This is a genomic window from Amphritea balenae (genome assembly GCF_003858655.1).
GTDB classification, from domain to species: domain Bacteria; phylum Pseudomonadota; class Gammaproteobacteria; order Pseudomonadales; family Balneatricaceae; genus Amphritea; species Amphritea balenae.
Genome location: NZ_RQXV01000006.1, coordinates 67120 through 87198 on the forward strand (window position 1 = coordinate 67120; position 20079 = coordinate 87198).

The 20079-nt window shown below is 46.0% G+C and carries 20 protein-coding genes; 1 reads left to right on the top strand and 19 read right to left on the bottom strand.

The window, feature by feature from the left end; translation table 11 throughout:
* Positions 1-10: 10 nt before the first annotated feature.
* On the top strand, positions 11-1771 hold the full coding sequence (locus EHS89_RS11600) for a flotillin family protein (RefSeq protein WP_124926326.1): 1761 nt from the start codon (positions 11-13) through the stop codon (positions 1769-1771).
* 180 nt (positions 1772-1951) lie between these two features.
* Here the strand turns inward: EHS89_RS11600 and EHS89_RS11605 are convergent, their stop codons facing one another.
* The 19 genes from EHS89_RS11605 to rpmH form a co-directional block, all read right to left on the bottom strand.
* Complete coding sequence (locus tag EHS89_RS11605) at positions 1952-2377, bottom strand: F0F1 ATP synthase subunit epsilon (protein ID WP_124926327.1); 426 nt, start codon at positions 2375-2377, stop codon at positions 1952-1954.
* Between the two features lie 34 nt (positions 2378-2411).
* On the bottom strand, positions 2412-3788 hold the full coding sequence (gene atpD, locus EHS89_RS11610) for a F0F1 ATP synthase subunit beta (RefSeq protein WP_124926328.1): 1377 nt from the start codon (positions 3786-3788) through the stop codon (positions 2412-2414).
* A gap of 37 nt (positions 3789-3825) precedes the next feature.
* A complete protein-coding gene (atpG, locus tag EHS89_RS11615) occupies positions 3826-4689 on the bottom strand; it encodes a F0F1 ATP synthase subunit gamma (RefSeq protein WP_124926329.1) in 864 nt (287 codons plus the stop codon).
* 73 nt (positions 4690-4762) lie between these two features.
* A complete protein-coding gene (atpA, locus tag EHS89_RS11620) occupies positions 4763-6307 on the bottom strand; it encodes a F0F1 ATP synthase subunit alpha (RefSeq protein WP_124926330.1) in 1545 nt (514 codons plus the stop codon).
* 15 nt (positions 6308-6322) lie between these two features.
* Positions 6323-6859, bottom strand: a complete 537-nt coding sequence (locus EHS89_RS11625; RefSeq protein WP_124926331.1) for a F0F1 ATP synthase subunit delta — start codon at positions 6857-6859, stop codon at positions 6323-6325.
* 12 nt (positions 6860-6871) lie between these two features.
* Positions 6872-7342 carry a F0F1 ATP synthase subunit B gene (locus tag EHS89_RS11630; protein WP_124926332.1) on the bottom strand — a complete coding sequence of 157 codons (471 nt, stop codon included), beginning with the start codon at positions 7340-7342 and terminating at the stop codon, positions 6872-6874.
* A gap of 63 nt (positions 7343-7405) precedes the next feature.
* The gene (gene atpE, locus EHS89_RS11635) at positions 7406-7630 is read right to left on the bottom strand and encodes a F0F1 ATP synthase subunit C (protein ID WP_425424959.1); all 225 of its coding nucleotides are present in this window, start codon (positions 7628-7630) and stop codon (positions 7406-7408) included.
* Between the two features lie 79 nt (positions 7631-7709).
* Positions 7710-8552 (bottom strand): F0F1 ATP synthase subunit A, encoded by an 843-nt coding sequence (gene atpB, locus EHS89_RS11640; protein ID WP_124926333.1) that lies wholly within the window; start codon positions 8550-8552, stop codon positions 7710-7712.
* Between the two features lie 16 nt (positions 8553-8568).
* On the bottom strand, positions 8569-8985 hold the full coding sequence (locus tag EHS89_RS11645) for an ATP synthase subunit I (protein WP_124926334.1): 417 nt from the start codon (positions 8983-8985) through the stop codon (positions 8569-8571).
* 208 nt (positions 8986-9193) lie between these two features.
* Positions 9194-10075 carry a ParB/RepB/Spo0J family partition protein gene (locus tag EHS89_RS11650; RefSeq protein ID WP_124926335.1) on the bottom strand — a complete coding sequence of 294 codons (882 nt, stop codon included), beginning with the start codon at positions 10073-10075 and terminating at the stop codon, positions 9194-9196.
* Between the two features lie 3 nt (positions 10076-10078).
* Positions 10079-10882, bottom strand: coding sequence for a ParA family protein (locus EHS89_RS11655; protein ID WP_124926336.1), 804 nt, complete (start codon positions 10880-10882; stop codon positions 10079-10081).
* A gap of 2 nt (positions 10883-10884) precedes the next feature.
* Positions 10885-11514 (bottom strand): 16S rRNA (guanine(527)-N(7))-methyltransferase RsmG, encoded by a 630-nt coding sequence (gene rsmG, locus EHS89_RS11660; protein WP_124926337.1) that lies wholly within the window; start codon positions 11512-11514, stop codon positions 10885-10887.
* Complete coding sequence (mnmG, locus tag EHS89_RS11665; protein ID WP_124926338.1) at positions 11514-13403, bottom strand: tRNA uridine-5-carboxymethylaminomethyl(34) synthesis enzyme MnmG; 1890 nt, start codon at positions 13401-13403, stop codon at positions 11514-11516. The genes rsmG and mnmG overlap by 1 nt, the downstream gene beginning before the upstream one ends.
* A gap of 992 nt (positions 13404-14395) precedes the next feature.
* Positions 14396-14833: a thioredoxin TrxC gene (gene trxC / locus EHS89_RS11670; RefSeq protein WP_124926339.1), complete on the bottom strand. Its 438-nt coding sequence runs from the start codon at positions 14831-14833 to the stop codon at positions 14396-14398.
* 29 nt (positions 14834-14862) lie between these two features.
* Positions 14863-15906, bottom strand: a complete 1044-nt coding sequence (locus EHS89_RS11675) for a DUF4172 domain-containing protein (protein ID WP_124926340.1) — start codon at positions 15904-15906, stop codon at positions 14863-14865.
* A 148-nt stretch (positions 15907-16054) separates the two neighbouring features.
* Positions 16055-17422, bottom strand: a complete 1368-nt coding sequence (gene mnmE, locus EHS89_RS11680) for a tRNA uridine-5-carboxymethylaminomethyl(34) synthesis GTPase MnmE (protein ID WP_124926341.1) — start codon at positions 17420-17422, stop codon at positions 16055-16057.
* A gap of 108 nt (positions 17423-17530) precedes the next feature.
* On the bottom strand, positions 17531-19201 hold the full coding sequence (yidC, locus tag EHS89_RS11685) for a membrane protein insertase YidC (RefSeq protein ID WP_124926342.1): 1671 nt from the start codon (positions 19199-19201) through the stop codon (positions 17531-17533).
* A gap of 17 nt (positions 19202-19218) precedes the next feature.
* On the bottom strand, positions 19219-19599 hold the full coding sequence (rnpA, locus tag EHS89_RS11690; protein WP_124926343.1) for a ribonuclease P protein component: 381 nt from the start codon (positions 19597-19599) through the stop codon (positions 19219-19221).
* Between the two features lie 23 nt (positions 19600-19622).
* Entirely contained in the window at positions 19623-19757 is a 135-nt protein-coding gene (gene rpmH / locus EHS89_RS11695) for a 50S ribosomal protein L34 (RefSeq protein WP_124926344.1), read from the bottom strand.
* Positions 19758-20079 lie beyond the last annotated feature (322 nt).

Sequence of the window (20079 nt, forward strand, 5' to 3'; positions counted from 1 at the left end):
GGACTTAATAATGTTTTTAGATTTAACCAAGATCGGTACGATTGCCGGCGTGATAGTCATTGGACTAATCACCATCGGGCTGATTCTGACACGCCTTTATCGCAGGGCTTCAAAAGAAACCTCCTTCGTGCGCACCGGCTTCGGTGGCCAAAAAGTTATTATGAATGGAGGTGCATTAGTGCTACCGGTACTTCATGAAGTTATTCCGGTAAATATGAATACACTCCGTCTCGAAGTTAAACGTGCCAATGAACAGGCATTGATTACCCGGGACCGGATGCGGGTAGATGTACTGGCTGAATTCTACGTCCGGGTTCAGCCTACCTCTGAGTCCATAGCTAATGCCGCACAAACTCTTGGCATGCGGACCATGGAACCGGAAGCACTCAAAGAACTAGTTGAGGGTAAATTTGTTGATGCTTTACGAGCCGTAGCTGCAGAGATGGCGATGATCGAGCTACATGAACAGCGAGTCGATTTTGTCCAGAAAGTACAACAGGTAGTTTCTGAAGATCTACTTAAGAATGGTCTCGAGCTTGAGTCTGTATCCCTTACAGGCCTGGACCAAACCAGCAAAGAGTTTTTTAATCCGGATAACGCCTTTGATGCCGAAGGTTTAACAAAACTAACCGAGGCGATTGAAGAACGCCGCAAACGCCGTAATGAAATAGAGCAGGAAACCGAAGTCAGCATAGCAACCAAAAACCTTGATGCAGAGAAACAGCAGTTAGAAATAACCCGTGATCAGGAATATGCTCGACTACAGCAATCCCGTGAAGTAGAAATCCGTAAAGCCTTAATCGACGCTGAAATTACACGGGAACAGGCCGAAAATCAACGTGCCGCTGAACAAGCCCAGATACTTGCTACACAGCAAACAGAGCAATCGCGAATCGCTTCTGATCGTGCAGTTGAAGAAGAGCGTATCGACATGGAGCGGCAGATAAAAGAAAAAGAGATCGCAAAGAATAAAGCGATTGAAACCGCTTCTATCGATAAAGAAAAGATAATCGAGAATGCTTCTATCGAAAAACGACGGGTAATCGAATTAGCAGAGCAGGATAAGTCTGTAGCCATAGCAGAAAAGTCCAGAGAGCAATCTGTTGCCGAAGCCGAAGCTAGTCGAGCCCGCTCTGAGGCGGTAAAAGCAGAGGAACAGGTTACCACTGTTAAGCAAACTGAGATCGCTGAACGAGAGAAACAGATCGAACTGGTAGAAGCCTCCAAAGAAGCTGAACGCCAGGCAATTAGTATTAAAGTTGCTGCTGAAGCTGAAAAAGAAGTCGCTGAGGATCATGCCGATTCGATCCGAATTACCGCTCAGGCAAATGCTGATCAACAACGAATAAATGCCGAGGCAGAAGCCATCGCAGAAAAACTTACCGCAGAAGCTTCAGAGATCCGTTACGGGGTCGATGCAGAGGGTAAACGTGCGCTCAATGAAGCTGAGAATCTCCTGGATCCCGACCAGATCGCACGTCAGATAAGGCTGGCACTAATTGATAAACTCCCTGAAATAATTCGTGAAAGCGTTAAGCCCATGGAGCAAATTGATGGCATTAAGATTTATCAGGTAGATGGCTTAAACGGTGGCCAAACTGCTGTTGCAGGAAGCGAGCAAAATAGTTCAAGCTTGGCTGATCAGGTTGTTAACAGTGCCCTGCGTTATAAAGCCCAGGGCCCATTAGTGGATAATCTTCTGGAAGAAATCGGCCTTAAAGGTAATAGCTTGAATGGTCTTACTGCTGCAGTAACTGACGTAGATAAATAAGTATCTACTCAGAAAGCGATCGTAAGATCGCTTAAAATCTAATAATGCAAGTTTATTAAACGCCCGTTTAAACTCATAACAAACAAGTAATTGGGCTAGTAAGCACGATGTTTTATTATGCACAAAAAAAGGCGACCCAAAGGTCGCCTTTTTATTCGAGTAGCAGTTTGTAAGCGTGGGTTATTTACCCATCTTCTTACGAATCTGCTGAATAGTACGCAGTTGAGCTGCAGCTTCAGCCAGCTGAGCAGTCGCACGGGAATAATCCAGTTCGCTGCTCTGATCGGCCATTGCATGTTCAGCATGCTTCTTCGCTTCTTCTGCGGCTGCTTCGTTGATGTCACCCGCACGCAGTGCAACGTCCGCTAGGACAGAGACTTTGTGTGGCTGAACTTCAATGAAACCACCGGAAACGTAGAAGATCTCCTGCTCACCACCCTGTTTCTTAAGCTCTACAGGACCTGGTTTCAGTTCCGACAGAAGCGGAGCGTGACCCGGGTAAATACCCAGGTCACCCAGGCTACCTGTCACTGAAACGAACTCGATAAGACCAGAGAAAATCTCTTCTTCAGCACTTACGATGTCACAATGAACAGTCATAGCCATCTTGTTATCCTTTTAAAAGGTTAACTAAGCGCAATTAAATGCTCTTAGCTTTTTCAACCACTTCGTCGATACCGCCAACCATGTAGAACGCCTGCTCTGGCAGCTCATCATAATCGCCTGCAAGGATGCCCTTGAACGCGCTGATGGTGTCTTTCAGAGAAACGTACTTACCTGGAGAACCGGTGAATACTTCAGCTACGAAGAATGGCTGAGACAGGAATCGCTGGATCTTACGAGCACGGGTTACTACCTGCTTGTCTTCTTCAGACAGCTCGTCCATACCCAGGATTGCAATGATGTCTTTCAGCTCTTTATAGCGCTGTAGTACACCCTGCACCTGACGGGCAGTATCATAATGCTCCTGACCGATTACCAGTGGATCCAGCTGACGTGAAGTCGAATCCAGTGGATCTACCGCAGGGTAGATACCCAGCTCAGCAATCTGACGAGACAGTACAACTGTCGCATCAAGGTGCGAGAAGGTGGTCGCTGGCGATGGGTCAGTCAAGTCATCCGCCGGTACGTATACCGCCTGGATAGAAGTGATAGAACCAGTCTTAGTAGAGGTGATACGCTCCTGCAGAACGCCCATCTCTTCAGCCAGTGTAGGCTGGTAACCTACCGCAGAAGGCATACGACCCAGCAGTGCAGATACTTCTGTTCCTGCCAGTGTGTAACGGTAGATGTTGTCAACAAACAACAGTACGTCACGACCTTCGTCACGGAATTTCTCAGCCATAGTCAGGCCAGTCAGCGCTACACGCAGACGGTTACCCGGAGGCTCGTTCATCTGACCATATACCAGAGATACTTTGTCCAGTACGTTGGACTCTTTCATCTCGTAGTAGAAATCGTTACCTTCACGAGTACGCTCACCTACACCCGCAAATACGGAGAAGCCAGAGTGCTCGATCGCGATGTTACGGATCAGTTCCATCATGTTTACGGTTTTACCTACACCGGCACCACCAAACAGACCAACTTTACCACCCTTCGCGAATGGGCATACCAGATCGATTACCTTGATGCCGGTTTCCAGCAGCTCGTTAGAAGCCGCCTGATCAGCATAGGAAGGTGCAGCACGGTGAATAGGCATACGCTCTTCTTCGCCGATTTCACCACACTCATCGATTGGGTTACCCAATACATCCATGATACGACCCAGAGTCGCTGTACCTACAGGTACAGAAACTGGCGCACCAGTGTTTACTACGTCCAGACCGCGGCTAACGCCTTCCGTCTGACCCATAGCGATTGCACGTACAACACCGTCGCCCAGCTGCTGCTGAACTTCAAGTGTCAGACCGGCTTTATCAACGGTCAGTGCATCATAGATCTTCGGTACACTGTCACGTGGAAATTCCACGTCGACAACTGCGCCGATAATCTGAACAATTTGTCCGCTACTCATGTTCGGATCCTCTTAACATTTAAACCTGTTAACTGCCTTATACAGCAGCAGCACCACTAACGATCTCAGAAATTTCCTGAGTAATCGCAGCCTGACGAGCCTTGTTGTAAATCATCTGCAGCTCATCGATCAGATCGCCGGCGTTGTCAGTTGCATTCTTCATCGCCAGCATTCGTGCTGCCTGTTCACAGGCATTGTTCTCAACCACGGCCTGATAGACCAGGGACTCTATATAACGAACCAGTAAGCCGTTTAACAGCTCTTTTGCATCTGGCTCGTAGATGTAATCCCAGTGATGGTTAAGACGGTCATCATCGTCTTCTGCTTTAAGCGGAAGAATCTGCTCTACTTGTGGCTCCTGCGTCATGGTATTAACGAATTCGTTAGATACCACAAACAGCTGATCCAGCGTACCTTCATCATAAGCGTCCAGCATTACTTTAACGCTACCGATCAGCTCAGCTGCTTCAGGCTTATCGCCCAAACCAGATTTCGCCGAGGTTACGTTACCGCCGAACGTCTTAAAGAAGCTTACCGACTTGGAACCCAGCGCGCAGATATCGATCTCGATATTCTGATCACTGAACTCTTTCATCTTGGCAATCGCTGCTTTGAACGCATTAATGTTCAAGCCACCGCAGAGACCACGGTCAGTTGCTACAACAATGAAACCGACACGCTTTACTTCGCGCTGTTGCAGATACAGATGCTTATATTCAGGGTTGGACTTCGCCAGGTGCTGAATTACGCCACGGATACTCCGGGCGTAAGGACGGCTTTCCTGCATGCGATCCTGAGCTTTACGCATTTTAGATGCAGCCACCATTTCCATAGCGCTGGTAATCTTACGTGTGCCCTGAATACTGGCTATCTGCGTCTTTATCTCTTTTCCGGCTGCCATAGTTCCACCTATTAAACCTTTACTTAGTTCAGGCCTGCATAACGAGTATGCAGCCCCCTACTCTTACGAGTTATTACCAAGTTTGGGTAGATTTGAACTTTTCGATACCAGCCTTGAACTGAGCCGCGATTTCGTCATTGTAGTCGCCACCCTCATTGATCTTACTCATCAGGTCAGCGTACTCACCGTTGAAGTAAGAGATCAGAGCCGCTTCAAAATCAAGGATCTTGTTCAGTTCGATATCGTTCAGGAAGCCTTCGTTCGCAGCGTACAGACTCAGACCCATGTCAGCTACTGACATTGGGGAGTACTGCATCTGCTTCATCAGCTCGGTTACACGCTGACCATGCTCAAGCTGAGCACGGGTCGCATCGTCCAGGTCAGATGCAAACTGTGCGAATGCCGCCAGTTCACGGTACTGAGCCAGAGCCAGACGTACACCACCACCCAGCTTCTTGATGATCTTAGTCTGAGCTGCACCACCTACACGGGATACAGACAGACCAGCGTTGATCGCTGGACGGATACCTGAGTTAAACAGGTCCGCTTCCAGGAAGATCTGACCATCGGTGATGGAGATAACGTTGGTTGGTACGAATGCAGATACGTCACCACCTTGTGTCTCGATTACTGGCAACGCAGTCAGGGAACCAGTCTGGCCCTTAACTTCACCGTCAGTGAACTTCTCAACATAGATAGGGTTAACGCGTGCTGCACGTTCCAGCAGACGAGAGTGAAGATAGAATACGTCACCTGGGTATGCTTCACGGCCCGGTGGGCGACGTAGCAACAGGGAGATCTGACGGTAAGCCCAAGCTTGTTTAGTCAGATCATCGTATACGATCAGAGCGTCTTCGCCGCGGTCACGGTAGTATTCACCCATAGTACAACCAGCATAAGGCGCCAGGAACTGCATCGCTGCAGGATCTGATGCACCGGCTGCTACTACGATGGTGTGTTCCATCGCGCCGTGCTCTTCCAGCTTACGTACTACGTTGGCAATAGTGGACTGCTTCTGTCCGATTGCAACGTATACACATTTAACGCCGGTACCTTTCTGGTTGATGATAGCGTCAATCGCGATCGCAGATTTACCAATCTGACGGTCACCGATGATCAGCTCACGCTGACCACGGCCGATTGGCACCATGGCATCGATAGATTTCAGACCAGTCTGAACTGGCTGATCTACTGATTGACGCTCGATTACACCAGGTGCAACCTTCTCAACTGCGTCAGACAGAGTTGTTTCAACAGGGCCTTTACCGTCGATCGGGTTACCCAGGGCGTCTACTACACGTCCCTGCAGTTCCGGACCAACAGGTACTTCCAGAATTCGGCCAGTACAACGCGCGGTCATACCTTCTACCAGATTCTGATAGTCACCCAGTACTACAGCACCTACAGAGTCGCGCTCAAGGTTAAGCGCCATACCGTAGATACCGCCAGGGAATTCAATCATTTCCCCGTACATTACGTCAGCAAGACCGTGAATCAGGATGATACCGTCAGAAACGCTGACGATAGTACCTTCATTACGGGCTTCAGAAGAGACATCAAGTTTCTCGATGCGGCTCTTCAGAATCTCGCTGATCTCAGATGGATTCAATTGCTGCATGTTTAATCCTCACACTCAGGAATTCATTGCTTCGGCCAGCTTTGCCAGTCGAGCACGAATTGAGCCGTCGATAACCATATCTTCGGTTCGAACAATCACACCACCGATAATGGACTTGTCCACTTCGGCAGTCAGACTCACTTCGCGGCCCAGCTTAGAGCTAAGTGCCTGAGTTAATTTTTGTTGCTGCTGCTCGCCCAGATCAAAGGCAGTTGTAACGTTTACTTCAACAGAATGCTGTTGACTCGCTTTCAACTGATCGAACTGTTCAGAGATCTTTGGTAACAAAGCCAGACGCTGATTTTCTGCCAGCAGAACCATAAAGTTCTTAGCAGTATCATCCATCTGTTCTTCACAGACAGAGATCATCGCATCAGCTTTCTGCTCACTGGTCAGACCAGGGTTACCTAATACAAGTGTCATCGTCTCGTGCTGTGTAACTGCAGCTGCAGTTACTAGCATTTCAGACCACTGGTCCAGGTTACCCTTATCGACAGCGTGCTCGAAAGCGGCTTTGGTATAAGGCCGAGCAACTGTATTGAGTTCAGCCATCGTAAACCTCGCTTAAAGCTCAGCAGCTAGTTTTTCAACAAGCTGTGCATGCGCGCTTTCGTCTACAGACGCTTCCAGAATCTTCTCAGCGCCAGCTACTGCCAAAGCAGCAACTTGTGCACGAAGAGTTTCTTTCGCACGATTAGCTTCCTGATCGATTTCAGCTTGAGCTGCAGTAACTAGGCGATCCGCCTCTTCACGTGCTTTCTCTTTAGCTTCATCAACGATCTGGTTAGCTCGCTTATTAGCCTGTTCAATGATGGCGGCTGCTTCTTCTTTACTCTTACGCATATCAGACATGGCTTTTTCTTGAGCCAGCTCTAAATCACGTTGAGCGCGGTCAGCAGCGTCCAGACCTTCTGCAATCTTCTTCTTACGTTCAGCCAGGGCACCAGTAATTGGTGGCCAGACGTATTTCATACAAAATACAACGAAGAAGGTGAATGCGATGATCTGACCAATGATGGTTAGATTAATATTCACGCCATTACCTCTCGCGGTTGTCTAAAAAAGTAGTTACCCATAAGGGATCGTATGTAGCTCTACTTATGCAACAGCGAACAGTACGTACAGACCCAGACCAACACCGATCATAGGTACGGCATCAACCAGACCCATTACGATGAAGAACTGCGTACGCAGCAGAGGGATCAGCTCAGGCTGACGCGCAGCACCTTCCAGGAATTTACCACCCAGGATACCGATACCTACAGCGGCGCCTACAGCACCCAGACCCATCATCAGTGCACCAGCGATGTACAGCAATGCCATTTCCATCAGTTTTTCTCCGATTTCTAAAGTTAAAGTTAAATTTAAAAAGTTTTAATTAGTTATTCAGTATTACAACCACTTAGTGGTCTTCATGCGCCATAGCCAGGTAGACAATTGTCAGTACCATGAAGATAAACGCCTGCAGTGTAATTACCAGAATATGGAAAATAGCCCAAGGCACAGACAACAACCATTGCGCCCAGAACGGCAGAAGAGCGATCAGAATAAAGATCATCTCACCTGCATACATGTTACCGAATAGTCGCAGCGCCAGAGATACCGGCTTAGCCAGCAGGCCTACTATTTCCAGGAACAGGTTAAACGGTAGCATCCACTTACCCAGTGGCTGGAATGCCAGCTCACCCAGGAATCCACCAAGACCTTTCATCTTGATGCTGTAGAACAGGATCAAACCAAATACAGCAAACGCCATACCCAGTGTTGCGTTAATATCAGTTGTTGGTACAACTTTCATATAAACGTGGTGTGGATCTGCGCCAAACGCTTCACCGATCTTCTGAGTCAGGAACGGAATCCAGTCAACCGGAATAAGGTCCATGGTGTTCATCAGGAAGATCCAGACAAAGATTGTCAGGGCCAGTGGTGCAATCAGTGCATTCTTATAATGGAATACGCTGCTTACGTTATCTTCAACAAACTCAACGATAGTCTCGACAAAGTTCTGAGTGCTACCAGGAACACCGGAAGTTGCAGTTTTAGCAACTTTACGGAATATCCAGATAAAGAAGAAACCCAGAGCTACAGACCACAACATTGTGTCTACATGAATTGCCCAAAATCCCATTTCTGCTGCTTCTTGTGCAGTCGCAGCAAACGACAACCCATTTTCAGGGTGCGCACCAAACGTCCAGTTCGTCAGGTGGTGGGATATATAGGCTGAGGAAGTCATCTCACTAGCCATTTACTATCTCTCTCATTCAAAGTTTTAAGAATCTGTTATTCAGCTTTAACTGAGCGACAAAACCGACCAGTTGCAACCATATATAAGTACCAAATAAGGAAAATGGATTCAGAGGCTGAATCAGGATGAACACCGCAGAGAAGAGTGCGATGGATATCCCCATTTTCCATATTTCACTCGAATACAGCTGTCGAACAACAGCACCAGGAGAACTTTTAGCATTCCGAGCGTGCAGCACTCGTCGTGCGTAAACATAAGCCGGTAGCAGAAAAATCACCCCTCCAAAGAGAGAAGACCAGGCCGCAGTAGGGCTATGCAGAAGTGATACTCCAGCAATCACAACTAAGCTAACTACTTGAATCAGGAAGATTTTTTTAAACTGCTGCAGGGCGATACGAGCGTGAACTCCAAGCTTTTGGTGTTCGTTTCTCATATTAATTTCAGCCCCAATTCCCCTTCATCAGCCATCAGAAAACGTACCTACGTTTCCAACAGCCTGCGCATTATAGGGGCATAACGACTCTGCTTCAATATGATTCGATCAGTTTTGCACTATTGTATTATGCCGGCTAGAGACCAAGAAGTAAGTAAATACCCTGATATAGGTATATCTTGTATTTACTTACTCTCTAAAACACAAATTATTGTATAGCTTTAAGAATCGCTTCAAACTTTTCACGATTCTCATAAGCGATAGTTATTTTTCCCTTACCTGCCGCATTTTCAGAGATAGAAACTTTACTGTTTAAACGGCTGGATAATGTCTCTGACATATCTTTCAGAAGTGGATCCGGTTGTTTTGGTGTTTTTGGCGGTTCGTTTTTCTTCTGTTGCAGTTTACGCACCAGATCTTCAGTCTGACGAACCGACAGATTCTTACCAATCACCTCTTTTGCTGCACTTACCTGCTCTTCGCCTTCCATACCTAACAGTGCACGGGCGTGTCCCATTTCTAGGTCACCGTATTCAAGCATCCGCTTTACATCATCGGTAAGATTCATCAGACGTAACAAGTTGGTAATTGCTGAACGGGATTTACCTACCGCATCAGCCACTTCTTGTTGTGTCAGTTCAAATTCAGTTTTTAAACGATCCAGAGCGATCGCTTCTTCCATCGAGTTCAGGTTTTCACGCTGAATATTTTCAATCAACGCCATCGCAATGGCAGCTTCGTCAGGTACATCCTTAATGACTGCCGGAATTTCATCCAGGCCAGCCATCTGGCTGGCACGCCAGCGACGCTCACCGGCAATAATTTCGTATAGATTATCTGATACCGGTCGAATTACGATCGGTTGCATAACACCCTGGGCTTTAATCGAGTTAGCCAACTCCTGGAGCGCCTGCGGCTCAAGATCACGCCGCGGCTGATACTTACCCCGTTGTACCTGATCTATCGGCATCATACGGTAGCCGTCCCCTCCTTCAGAGGTGGCTTTTGCTACCGTTTCTTCTTCAAAGTTTGTTGTAGTGGACAACAGAGCATCCAGCCCGCGCCCCAAGCCTCTTTTCTTAGCCGCCATCAATCAGCCTTCCTGTTCCTGAATCTCTGCCTGTTCTGATACCAGATCGGTTTTGCGAATGAGCTCACCCGCCAATGCCAGATAGGCAACCGATCCTCGAGAATTTTTATCATACATCAGGGCTGGTAAGCCGTGACTAGGTGCTTCTGCAAGTCTTACATTACGGGGAATAACCGTGCGGTATACCTGATCACCAAAATACTCTACCAGGTGATTTGATACATCTTTGGTCAGACTCATGCGCGGATCAAACATGGTGCGCAAGATACCTTCGATCTTTAGTGACGGATTGAGTCGCTTATTAATTTTATTAACTGTGCCAATCAAAGCACTGATACCTTCCAACGCGTAATACTCGCACTGCATTGGAATAATAACCCCGCTGGATGCTGCCAGTGCATTTACGGTTAACAGGTTTAACGAGGGAGGATTATCAATCAGTACAAAATCGTAATTTTCTTTAACCGTCGCCAGCGCCATTTTCATACGAAATTCCCGGCGCGGCATCTGTAACAGCTCTACTTCAGCGGCCGTAAGGTCCCCATTAGACCCCACCAGATCATAGCCTGCCGGACTATCGCTTATAATCGATTCTTCAATACTGGCATCACCGGTCAGAACTTCATATACCGAGTTCTTCAGATGATGCTTATCAACGCCGCTACCCATGGTTGCATTACCCTGGGGATCCATATCAATCATCAATACCCGTTTTTTGGTCGCCGCCAACGACGCCGCCAGGTTTACGCAGGTCGTGGTTTTACCTACGCCACCTTTCTGGTTGGTGATGGTTAATATTTTTGCCACGTTCAGGATCTCCCCAACATCAGCAGATGCCGTTCGCCATCCGTACCAGGCACATTTAACCGGATACTCTGACGTAATTTAATAGATTCGGGTAATAACTCAATTTCTTCAACAGGATACATGCCTTTCATTGCAAGAAAAATACCCTTCTCGGAACACAGATGATCAGTCCAATGGATCATATCCTGTAATGAGGCAAAGGCTCTTGATATAACACCATCAAACAACTGTTCCGGCTGAAATTTCTCAACCCGCTCATGTATTACATCAACATTGTCTAAACTCAATTCAGCTTTTGCCTGAAACTGAAAACGACTCTTTTTAATATTACTGTCTAACAGAGTAATTGGCAGATCGGGACGACAGATGGCCAACGGTATACCTGGCAGTCCAGGCCCGCTACCAACATCGATCAAACGTTCTACGTCGATATGAGGCAAAACACTCAAACTATCAATCAGATGCCGATTGATCATCTCTTCCGGTGCACGAACCGCAGTCAGGTTGAATGCTTTATTCCACTTAATTAGCAAAGCATGGTACTTCAGTAACTGCTCATACTGCTGGCCACTCAGTTCAAGCTCCATATGCTGGCACTGTTGCTCTAGCAAACGACGGTACTCTTGTTCCATTAACGATCGGCCTTTTTCTGTAACATCTGTTTTTTCTTGAGGTGAATTAAAAGTAATGAGATCGCTGCAGGGGTCATTCCCTGGATACGCGACGCCTGAGCAATGCTATTCGGACGCACATCTTCAAGCTTGGCTTTCAATTCATTCGACAAGCCACCAACGGATTGGTAATCAAAATCCACCGGTAACGGTGTATTTTCCTGTCGGCGAACTTTTTCAATATCATCTTTCTGGCGATCGATATAACCGGCGTATTTAATCTGAATTTCAACCTGTTCAGCAACCTGAGGATCGCTAACAGCTTCACCTTTCAGCGTGGCAACATCGCTATAATTCAGCTCAGGCCGCTTGACCAGATCCTGAAGGTTATACTCACGGCTGATAGGCTGTTGCAACTTAGCGTTCAACACTTCACTTTCTGTCGTGCCCGGCTGAATCCAGGTTTCTTTTAAGCGCTGATTTTCCTGCTCAATCGCTTCCCGTTTTTCGCAGAAACGTTGCCAACGAACATCACTAACCAATCCCAACTCCCGACCTTTTTCGGTAAGTCGCAGGTCGGCGTTATCTTCCCGGAGAATCAGACGATATTCAGCCCGGCTGGTAAACATTCGATAAGGCTCTGAGGTTCCCAGAGTAATCAGATCATCAACCAGTACTCCCAGATATGCTTCATCCCGACGCGGATACCATTGGTCTTTATCCTGGGCCCGTAATGCTGCATTCACACCGGCCAGCAGGCCTTGTGCTCCCGCTTCTTCATAACCGGTGGTGCCGTTGATCTGACCTGCGAAATACAGACCATTAATAACTTTTGTTTCCAGGGTGTGTTTCAGATCCTGAGGGTTAAAGAAATCATACTCAATAGCATAACCCGGACGGGTAATATGGGCGTTTTCAAAGCCTTTTATTGAGCGTACAGCTGCCAGCTGAATATCGAACGGCAAACTGGTCGATATTCCATTCGGATAAAGTTCGTGAGTCGTCAGGCCTTCCGGCTCAACAAATACCTGATGGCTGGTCTTATCGGCGAAGCGCATAATTTTATCTTCTACCGACGGGCAATAACGCGGCCCTACACCATCAATTACACCGGTATACATCGGTGAACGATCTAAACCAGAACGTAAAATTTCATGGGTTCGTTCATTGGTATGGGTAATGTAACAACTAATCTGACGAGGCTGATCCGCAGAGGATCCCATAAACGACATAACCGGCGTCGGCGTATCACCTGGCTGTTCCTGCATCACTCTGAAGTCGACACTACGGGCATCTATACGTGGCGGGGTACCTGTTTTAAGACGATCAACCCTTAATGGCAGTTCTCGTAAACGGTGTGCAAGAGCAATCGAGGGGGGATCTCCGGCACGACCACCGGAATAGTTGTCCATACCGATATGAATCTTACCACCGAGGAAAGTGCCCACCGTTAGTACCACGTTATTAGCTTTAAAACGTAGCCCCGATTGTGTAACAACACCTTTAACCGTTTCACCTTCTACGATCAGATCATCTGCAGATTGTTGAAAGATTTGTAAATTAGGCTGGTTCTCCAGAATTTCTCTGATTGCCGCTTTATATAGAATACGGTCTGCCTGGGCACGGGTAGCCCTAACAGCCGGGCCTTTTCGCGAATTCAGTGTGCGAAATTGAATACCCCCTTTATCCGTTGCCACTGCCATAGCACCATCAAGAGCATCAATCTCTTTCACCAGATGACTTTTACCAATGCCACCAATCGCAGGATTACAGGACATCTGTCCCAGGGTTTCAATGTTATGAGTTAACAGAAGTGTTTTAACGCCTGTTCGGGCAGAAGCCAGTGCAGCTTCAGTACCTGCATGGCCACCACCAATTACAATCACATCAAAGTGGTCAGGATAGTCCACTCACATAACCTCGTAAGTATTGCTGTTATAGAGAACCCAGAGTAAATGCCTGATGACATATGGGCTCAAAAAAAGGGAGCTAAGTATAAACCTAAGGGGATGATATAGAAATGGTTAAACTTTGAGCAGAGATCTTTTTCTCTGTTAACGTTCTTTTAATTAAGTAATATAATTTATGTACTTATATATATGTTCTTTATTTTAGTTACTATTATTAAGCAACCAGTTTTCTGTTGTTAACTCTATAAATTTCTATTAAATCAGTTAGTTATATGGCTACAAAGGCTGTATTTTAGCTGCTTGTAACGACTGTGTATTCTGTATAAGACCTGTGTATAAAGAGGCTAGATATGCACAGGGAGAGTTACGCACAACTTTATAGGTAGCTTATACCCGGCTACTTATACAACAAACACACAGGCCTGTGTGGATAAAAATAGCTCCGATTTGAGGCTGTTAACGACCCGCTCACGACTCTTGTTTATAAAAAGGCTCTACCAGTTCTTGTTTCTGGTCTTTAAAGTGGGAAATTCATTAAGAGTAGAGGTTGGTCTTTTCTATTATGGTCGTCTACAAGGGCTAAAGGCAGGAGTTAACTGTTTTGTAAGTCTGAGTGTTGCTTATTATAAGCATTGGAGCAGCTAGGTTTAGATTGTTGGGGGACGTAATCGGTATATCAGCTCGATGAACCGATAAACAGAGCCAGCTTATGTATAGCTTATTAATAGGCTGTTAAAGTGTTTTCCACATTCCTGTGTGTGTAACTTTTATATCTACAACGATTGTGTTTATTTAAGAATAATATATATAAATCATTAGTTTATATAATTTATTAAAGTGTATAAAGGGTAATGAATGACGTTGAATTGTAAATATTATATAAAATATCCACAGAACTCTGTGTCATTCTATATTCAGCTGACTAGTAACAATCATTTTTGTTGTTGATAAGCGGGAATAGTTGGCAATATTCCCTGCCCCATCAATATAATTCAGACTTCAACACCCTGTTGGTTCAACCACTGCTTAAGTTGTCCCAAAGGCAGTGCTCCACTGACTCTTGCTGCTTCTTTGCCATTACGAAACAAAATTAGCGTAGGGATCGAACGTATCTGTAATTGTGAGGCTATGCTTTGTTCGGCTTCAGTATCCAGCTTTGCTAGCCGTATTTTAGGTTCAAACTGCTGAGCTGCCTGTTCAAAGGTTGGCGCGAACTGTTTGCAGGGACCGCACCAGCTGGCCCAGCAATCAACTAACACCGGTATATCATTTCGCTTCAACATGCTGTTGTAGTTAGCTGCATTCAGATCGGTAGTTTTACCGCTGAATATTTGTTGTTTGCACTTACCACATTTAGGCCCATCTGCCAGGCGATCTTCGGGTAATTTATTCGTTACAGCGCAGTGAGGGCAGCTGATATTAATAGTCATAATGTATCCTTAGTGCATAGTGTTTAGTGTTAAGTACGACCGGTAATATTTACCTTATAGCGGGTACTCCTGCCGCCACTGGATAACTTTTCAATACAGCCTTTTTGTAAAAGTTCGCTCAGGTGGCGGGTTGCGCTGGCTTTACTTAAGCCGGATATCTGTTGGTACTCTGAAGCACTGATAGTATTGCTACCCTGATGCTGATCGAGCATCTGTTTTAAAATTGCCGATTGTGCAGCGGTGAGTCCCGATTCAGCCATTCTTAGCCAGAATGCAGTCTGTTGTTGATTTTGTAGGACAAGCGTCAGAGTCTTATCTAAGTATTTTTCGATTATGTTTAAGAAACAGAATAGCCAGTCGGTAATATCAGTATTGCTTTTAAGTGACATCTGAAGTTGCTTATTAGTTTCACTTTTACTAAAGCAATCAGTTGTCAGAAACAGCATCAGTGGTTTGTCTGGATATGCCTGGTTCAACGCCAAACTGCTAATAAAACGAGCAATATCGTCATTACTTTGATCAAAAGGCTGAATAGCGATGGTTCTAAGGTAACTTATTGCTGTCCGGATTAATGGGTCTGTACTCTGTTTTTGATGACTTGAATTGAACCATTCGATTAGATTCAGAAGTTCGAAGAAGGTTTGAGGTGGAAGCTGAGCATCTCCTGGTTTTCGTAGTTCACTCTTGGTGTCAGGTTTCAAAGCCTGATGCCATTCCAGTAACCGTTCGAGTGTCAGATCATGCTCTGTATCTGTACAGCAATTGATTAGATTATTCGCCAGTTTATCTGAGTATGCTGAATGGGGAGCATCTTCAGCTACGGTAATGCCTAACTGATTACCTAGTGAATTCGATAAACTAACCCGTTGACTATTAGTATCCGGGTCTACAGCGCTTATTAATAACTGATGCTTAAGTGTCTGTCGGTTTTTAGTATTTAACTGCGCGGCATGACCCATTAATGAGCCCGCCTGATAGTGTAGCCTTCTGATAACCGGATCGATAATCTCTTGCTGCCAGTGTAAATCAGGCCAGTCAGCTTGTTGCCATAACCATTGAATATCGTTACACATAATCTTAAACAGCTTATTATTTAAGCTGAATATTATTAATAAAAGGCTTAATTATCAAGCCGAATAAATATTACTATAATTATCTCATTGTTATTAATGGATTATTTTATTAGTTATTTTTTGGGGGAGCTGATTATGAAAGAGGTTATTACTTACCGATACAGAAAGAGCTGAAGATACGACCTAGCAGATCATCTGAACTGAATTCGCCAGTGATTTCACTCAGGTTTTGTTGCGCCTGACGCAAATCTTCCGCCAGTAGTTCGCCTGCCCCACCGTAAAGAAGCTGATCCTGTCCGGTTAATAACAGGCTTTCGGCCCGATTAAGTGCATCGATATGACGGCGACGCGCGAGGAATCCCCCTTCGGTAGTATTGGCGTATCCCATACAGTCTTTAAGATGTTGGCGCAGATTATCGACACCTACATTTTCTTTAGCAGACAGTGATATCAGGGTATGGCCCTGATGTTCGCCGATGGCCGCTGTTTCAGTAGTCAGATCACATTTATTACGAATCACCGTAATTTTGTCTTTATCATTCAACTGGCTAACAAATTCTGGCCAGATTTGTTCAGGATCATCTGTGGCTGTCGTAGTACCGTCGACCATTAACAAGACCCGATCAGCTTTCTGAATTTCATCCCAGGCACGACTGATACCGATGCGCTCAACCTCATCTGGGGCATCCCGCAGGCCGGCAGTATCAATAATGTGCAGCGGCATTCCATCAATATGGATATGCTCGCGCAATACGTCCCGGGTCGTACCCGCAATGTCGGTTACAATAGCTGAGTCCTTTCCTGCCAGGGCGTTAAGCAGGCTGGACTTACCTGCATTAGGACGTCCGGCAATAACTACATTCATACCTTCCCGGATCAGGCTACCCTGGCGGGCCTCCTGTTTAACTTCACTTAACTGATCAATGATTAGTTGTAGATCACCAGCGACTTTGCCATCTGCCAGAAAGTCGATCTCTTCTTCGGGGAAATCGATAGCTGCTTCGACGTAAATTCTTAGTAATGTTAGCGATTCAACTAATTGATGGATGCGTTCTGAGAATGCTCCCTGAAGCGATTTAAGGGCACAGCGGGCAGCTTGTTCGGAGCTTGAGTCAATCAGATCAGCAATCGCTTCAGCCTGGGTCAGATCGAGCTTGTCATTGAGAAATGCCCGTTCAGAAAATTCACCAGGGTTTGCCAGTCTGGCACCCAACTCGACTACCTGACGCAGGATGAAATCCATAATGATCGGGCCGCCATGACCTTGCAACTCGAGTACATCTTCACCGGTAAAGGAGTTCGGTCCAGGGAAGTACAGGGCTAAGCCCTGGTCAATTTGATTTCTTTCAGAGTCGTAGAAAGGGCCATAATGAGCGTAACGGGCTTTTGGTATAAACCCCAACACTTGCTCAGCAATAGTGGCAGATAGCTTACCTGAGACTCTGACAATACCGACGCCACCTCGTCCCGGAGGCGTTGCTTGTGCTGCAATAGTATCCTGATCAGTGAGAGTCATATTGGCCTCGGTAAGGGGGAATTTCTGTGTAGCGTTAGTATATTAAAAAAGGCCTCAGAAGAGGCCTTTTTGTTTGCAGCTCCTAAGAGCTTTATATCCAGTAATAGATCAGGCTTTCTTAGGACCTTCGCCATCAATCTGTTTATTGATTACATACTGCTGAGCGATAGACAGTACGTTGTTCACCAGCCAGTACAGTACCAGACCAGCTGGGAACCACAGGAAGAAGAACGTGAAGACAATTGGCAGCATCTTCATGATCTTAGCCTGCATAGGGTCCGGAGGTGTTGGATTCAGCAGCTGCTGAATAAACATAGTTCCGCCCATCAGGATTGGCATCAGGAAGTATGGATCCATCACCGACATATCGGTAATCCATAGCATAAACGGCGCGTGACGTAGTTCAACCGATTCAAGCAGTACCCAGTATAGAGAGATGAATACAGGCATCTGAGCTACGATAGGAAGACAACCGCCTAATGGGTTGATCTTCTCTTTCTTGTAAAGCTCCATCATCGACTGAGACATCTTCTGGCGATCATCACCATAAAGCTCTTTAAGGCGAGTCATCTCAGGGCCAAACTTACGCATCTTAGCCATCGATTTAAAGGCTTTAGCGTTAACCTGGAATAGCAGAGCCTTCACCAGAATTGTGATGAAGATGATTGCAACACCCCAGTTACCGACAAATCCCTGAATCCATTTAAGTACCATTGCCATTGGTGATGCAATGAACCAGAGGATACCGTAATCTACGGTCAGCTCCAGGTCAGGGGCAGCAGCTTCAAGCAGCTCTGTTACTTTAGGGCCTGCATAAAAGTTAGCGCTTACTGTCTTGGTTTCGCCCGGTGCAACGTCAAATCCAGGGGAAACAAAGCCGGCAATATGGTTACCACCGCTAACGCGGCTGCTATAGCTGTATTCAGCTCCGGCTGCCGGGATCCATGCGCTCAGGAAGTAATGTTGGGACATAGCTACCCAGCCGTCCTGACTTACTGCCTTGAAGTTTGCTTCGCGCATGTCATCGAAATCAACTTTCTCGTAGCTGTTTTCCGTTGTAGAAAATACTGCTCCAAGATAAGACTGCATACCCATATCAGTTGTTTCTGAAGGGTCACCAGATCCGTCACGCTTGATCTGACCAAACAGCTTTCCCTGCCAGTTTTCGGCAGAACCGTTATTAACCAGATATTCCAGGGTTACTTCATAACTGCCCGGTGTAAAACGGTAGCGCTTAGTGATAGTTACAGCGTCATCAGCGGTATGAACCAGATCAACAACCAGTTCATCTCCTTCAAGAGAGTAGCTGTTTGCAGCAGTCGTATAAGTAGGGCGTCCTGCTGGATCTGCATCAGGGCCATTGGTACCGATCAGGCCACTTTGAGAAACATAGGTACGATTACCATTTTGCTCAAGCAGAACAAATGGCTGATCTGAACCCAGAACGGCTTTATATTCTGGCAATGCTACTTCAATAATATCGCCGCCCTTGGAATCAATTAACAGTTCCAGCACATCAGTTTTAACACTGATCAGTTGTTTTTGCTGATTGTTAACTACTGCTTTAGCACCCGGTACGTCAGTTGTTCCTGCTGTCGCTGTTTGCGGCAGATCACTACTGCTTTCAGTAGGGGTGTCAGTGTTTGACTGATATGCGGAAACAGATTCAGTTTGAGCAACAGGCTCCGGTTGAACACCGTAGTCCTGGTTCCACTGCAGCACCAGCATATATGAGATAATAGCTAGTGCACCGATCAGAATTATGCGCTGTACATCCATGGTTTCTGGACCATTAGTTATTTATGTGATGTTTTAGGTTTTGCCTTGGCCCGTTTAATCAAGCGTGACCAGCTACGCGAAATGAGCGTCTGAACTTCCGGGTTGTCTAGATCACCCAAACCTTTTCTGGCAAGGATAACAATATCGACATTTGGAAGAGTATGCTGATTAAGTCGGAAAGACTCGCGAATGATACGTCGAACGCGGTTGCGATTAACAGCTAAACGGATATTTTTTTTTGAAATGACGAAACCGATGCGGGAATGATCGAGATCGTTGGGACAGGCAAGAATCAACAGATGTTTATCTGAGACCTTGATACTGGCTCGGCTGAATACCTGTTTAAAATCCCCGCCAGTTAAAAGTCTCAACTGGCGGGGATAGCTGAATTCATTCATTCAGAGAGCCTGACGGGCAAAAATTATGCTGCCAGACGCTTACGGCCTTTAGCGCGACGACGGTTGATTAGTGCACGGCCGCTTGGAGTTGCCATACGAGCACGGAAACCGTGAGTACGTTTACGCTTCAGGTTACTTGGTTGAAATGTTCTTTTCATCGTTCAGTCCTACTAATATACAGTATGGTGGTATCAGTAAATTGGCTGAATCCCACGGTCAAAAACAGACGCGGAATTCTAGAGAAAAGAAACGCGCTTTGCAATCAATAATTGCACTGATTACTAATTATTTGCCTATTATTTTTCTACAGGTAGTAAGAATGATTCAGGCTATAAATAGAAATATCATACAAGCGTACAGATGAGTTTTCTGTGTATAAGTTTAATGTTTATCTAAAAATCATTAGGTTAGCTTGTTTGTAAGTCTGAATATTAGCTGTATTTAACTTTTGGATAGTTTTGTCAGATCTTGGTTGTCGCT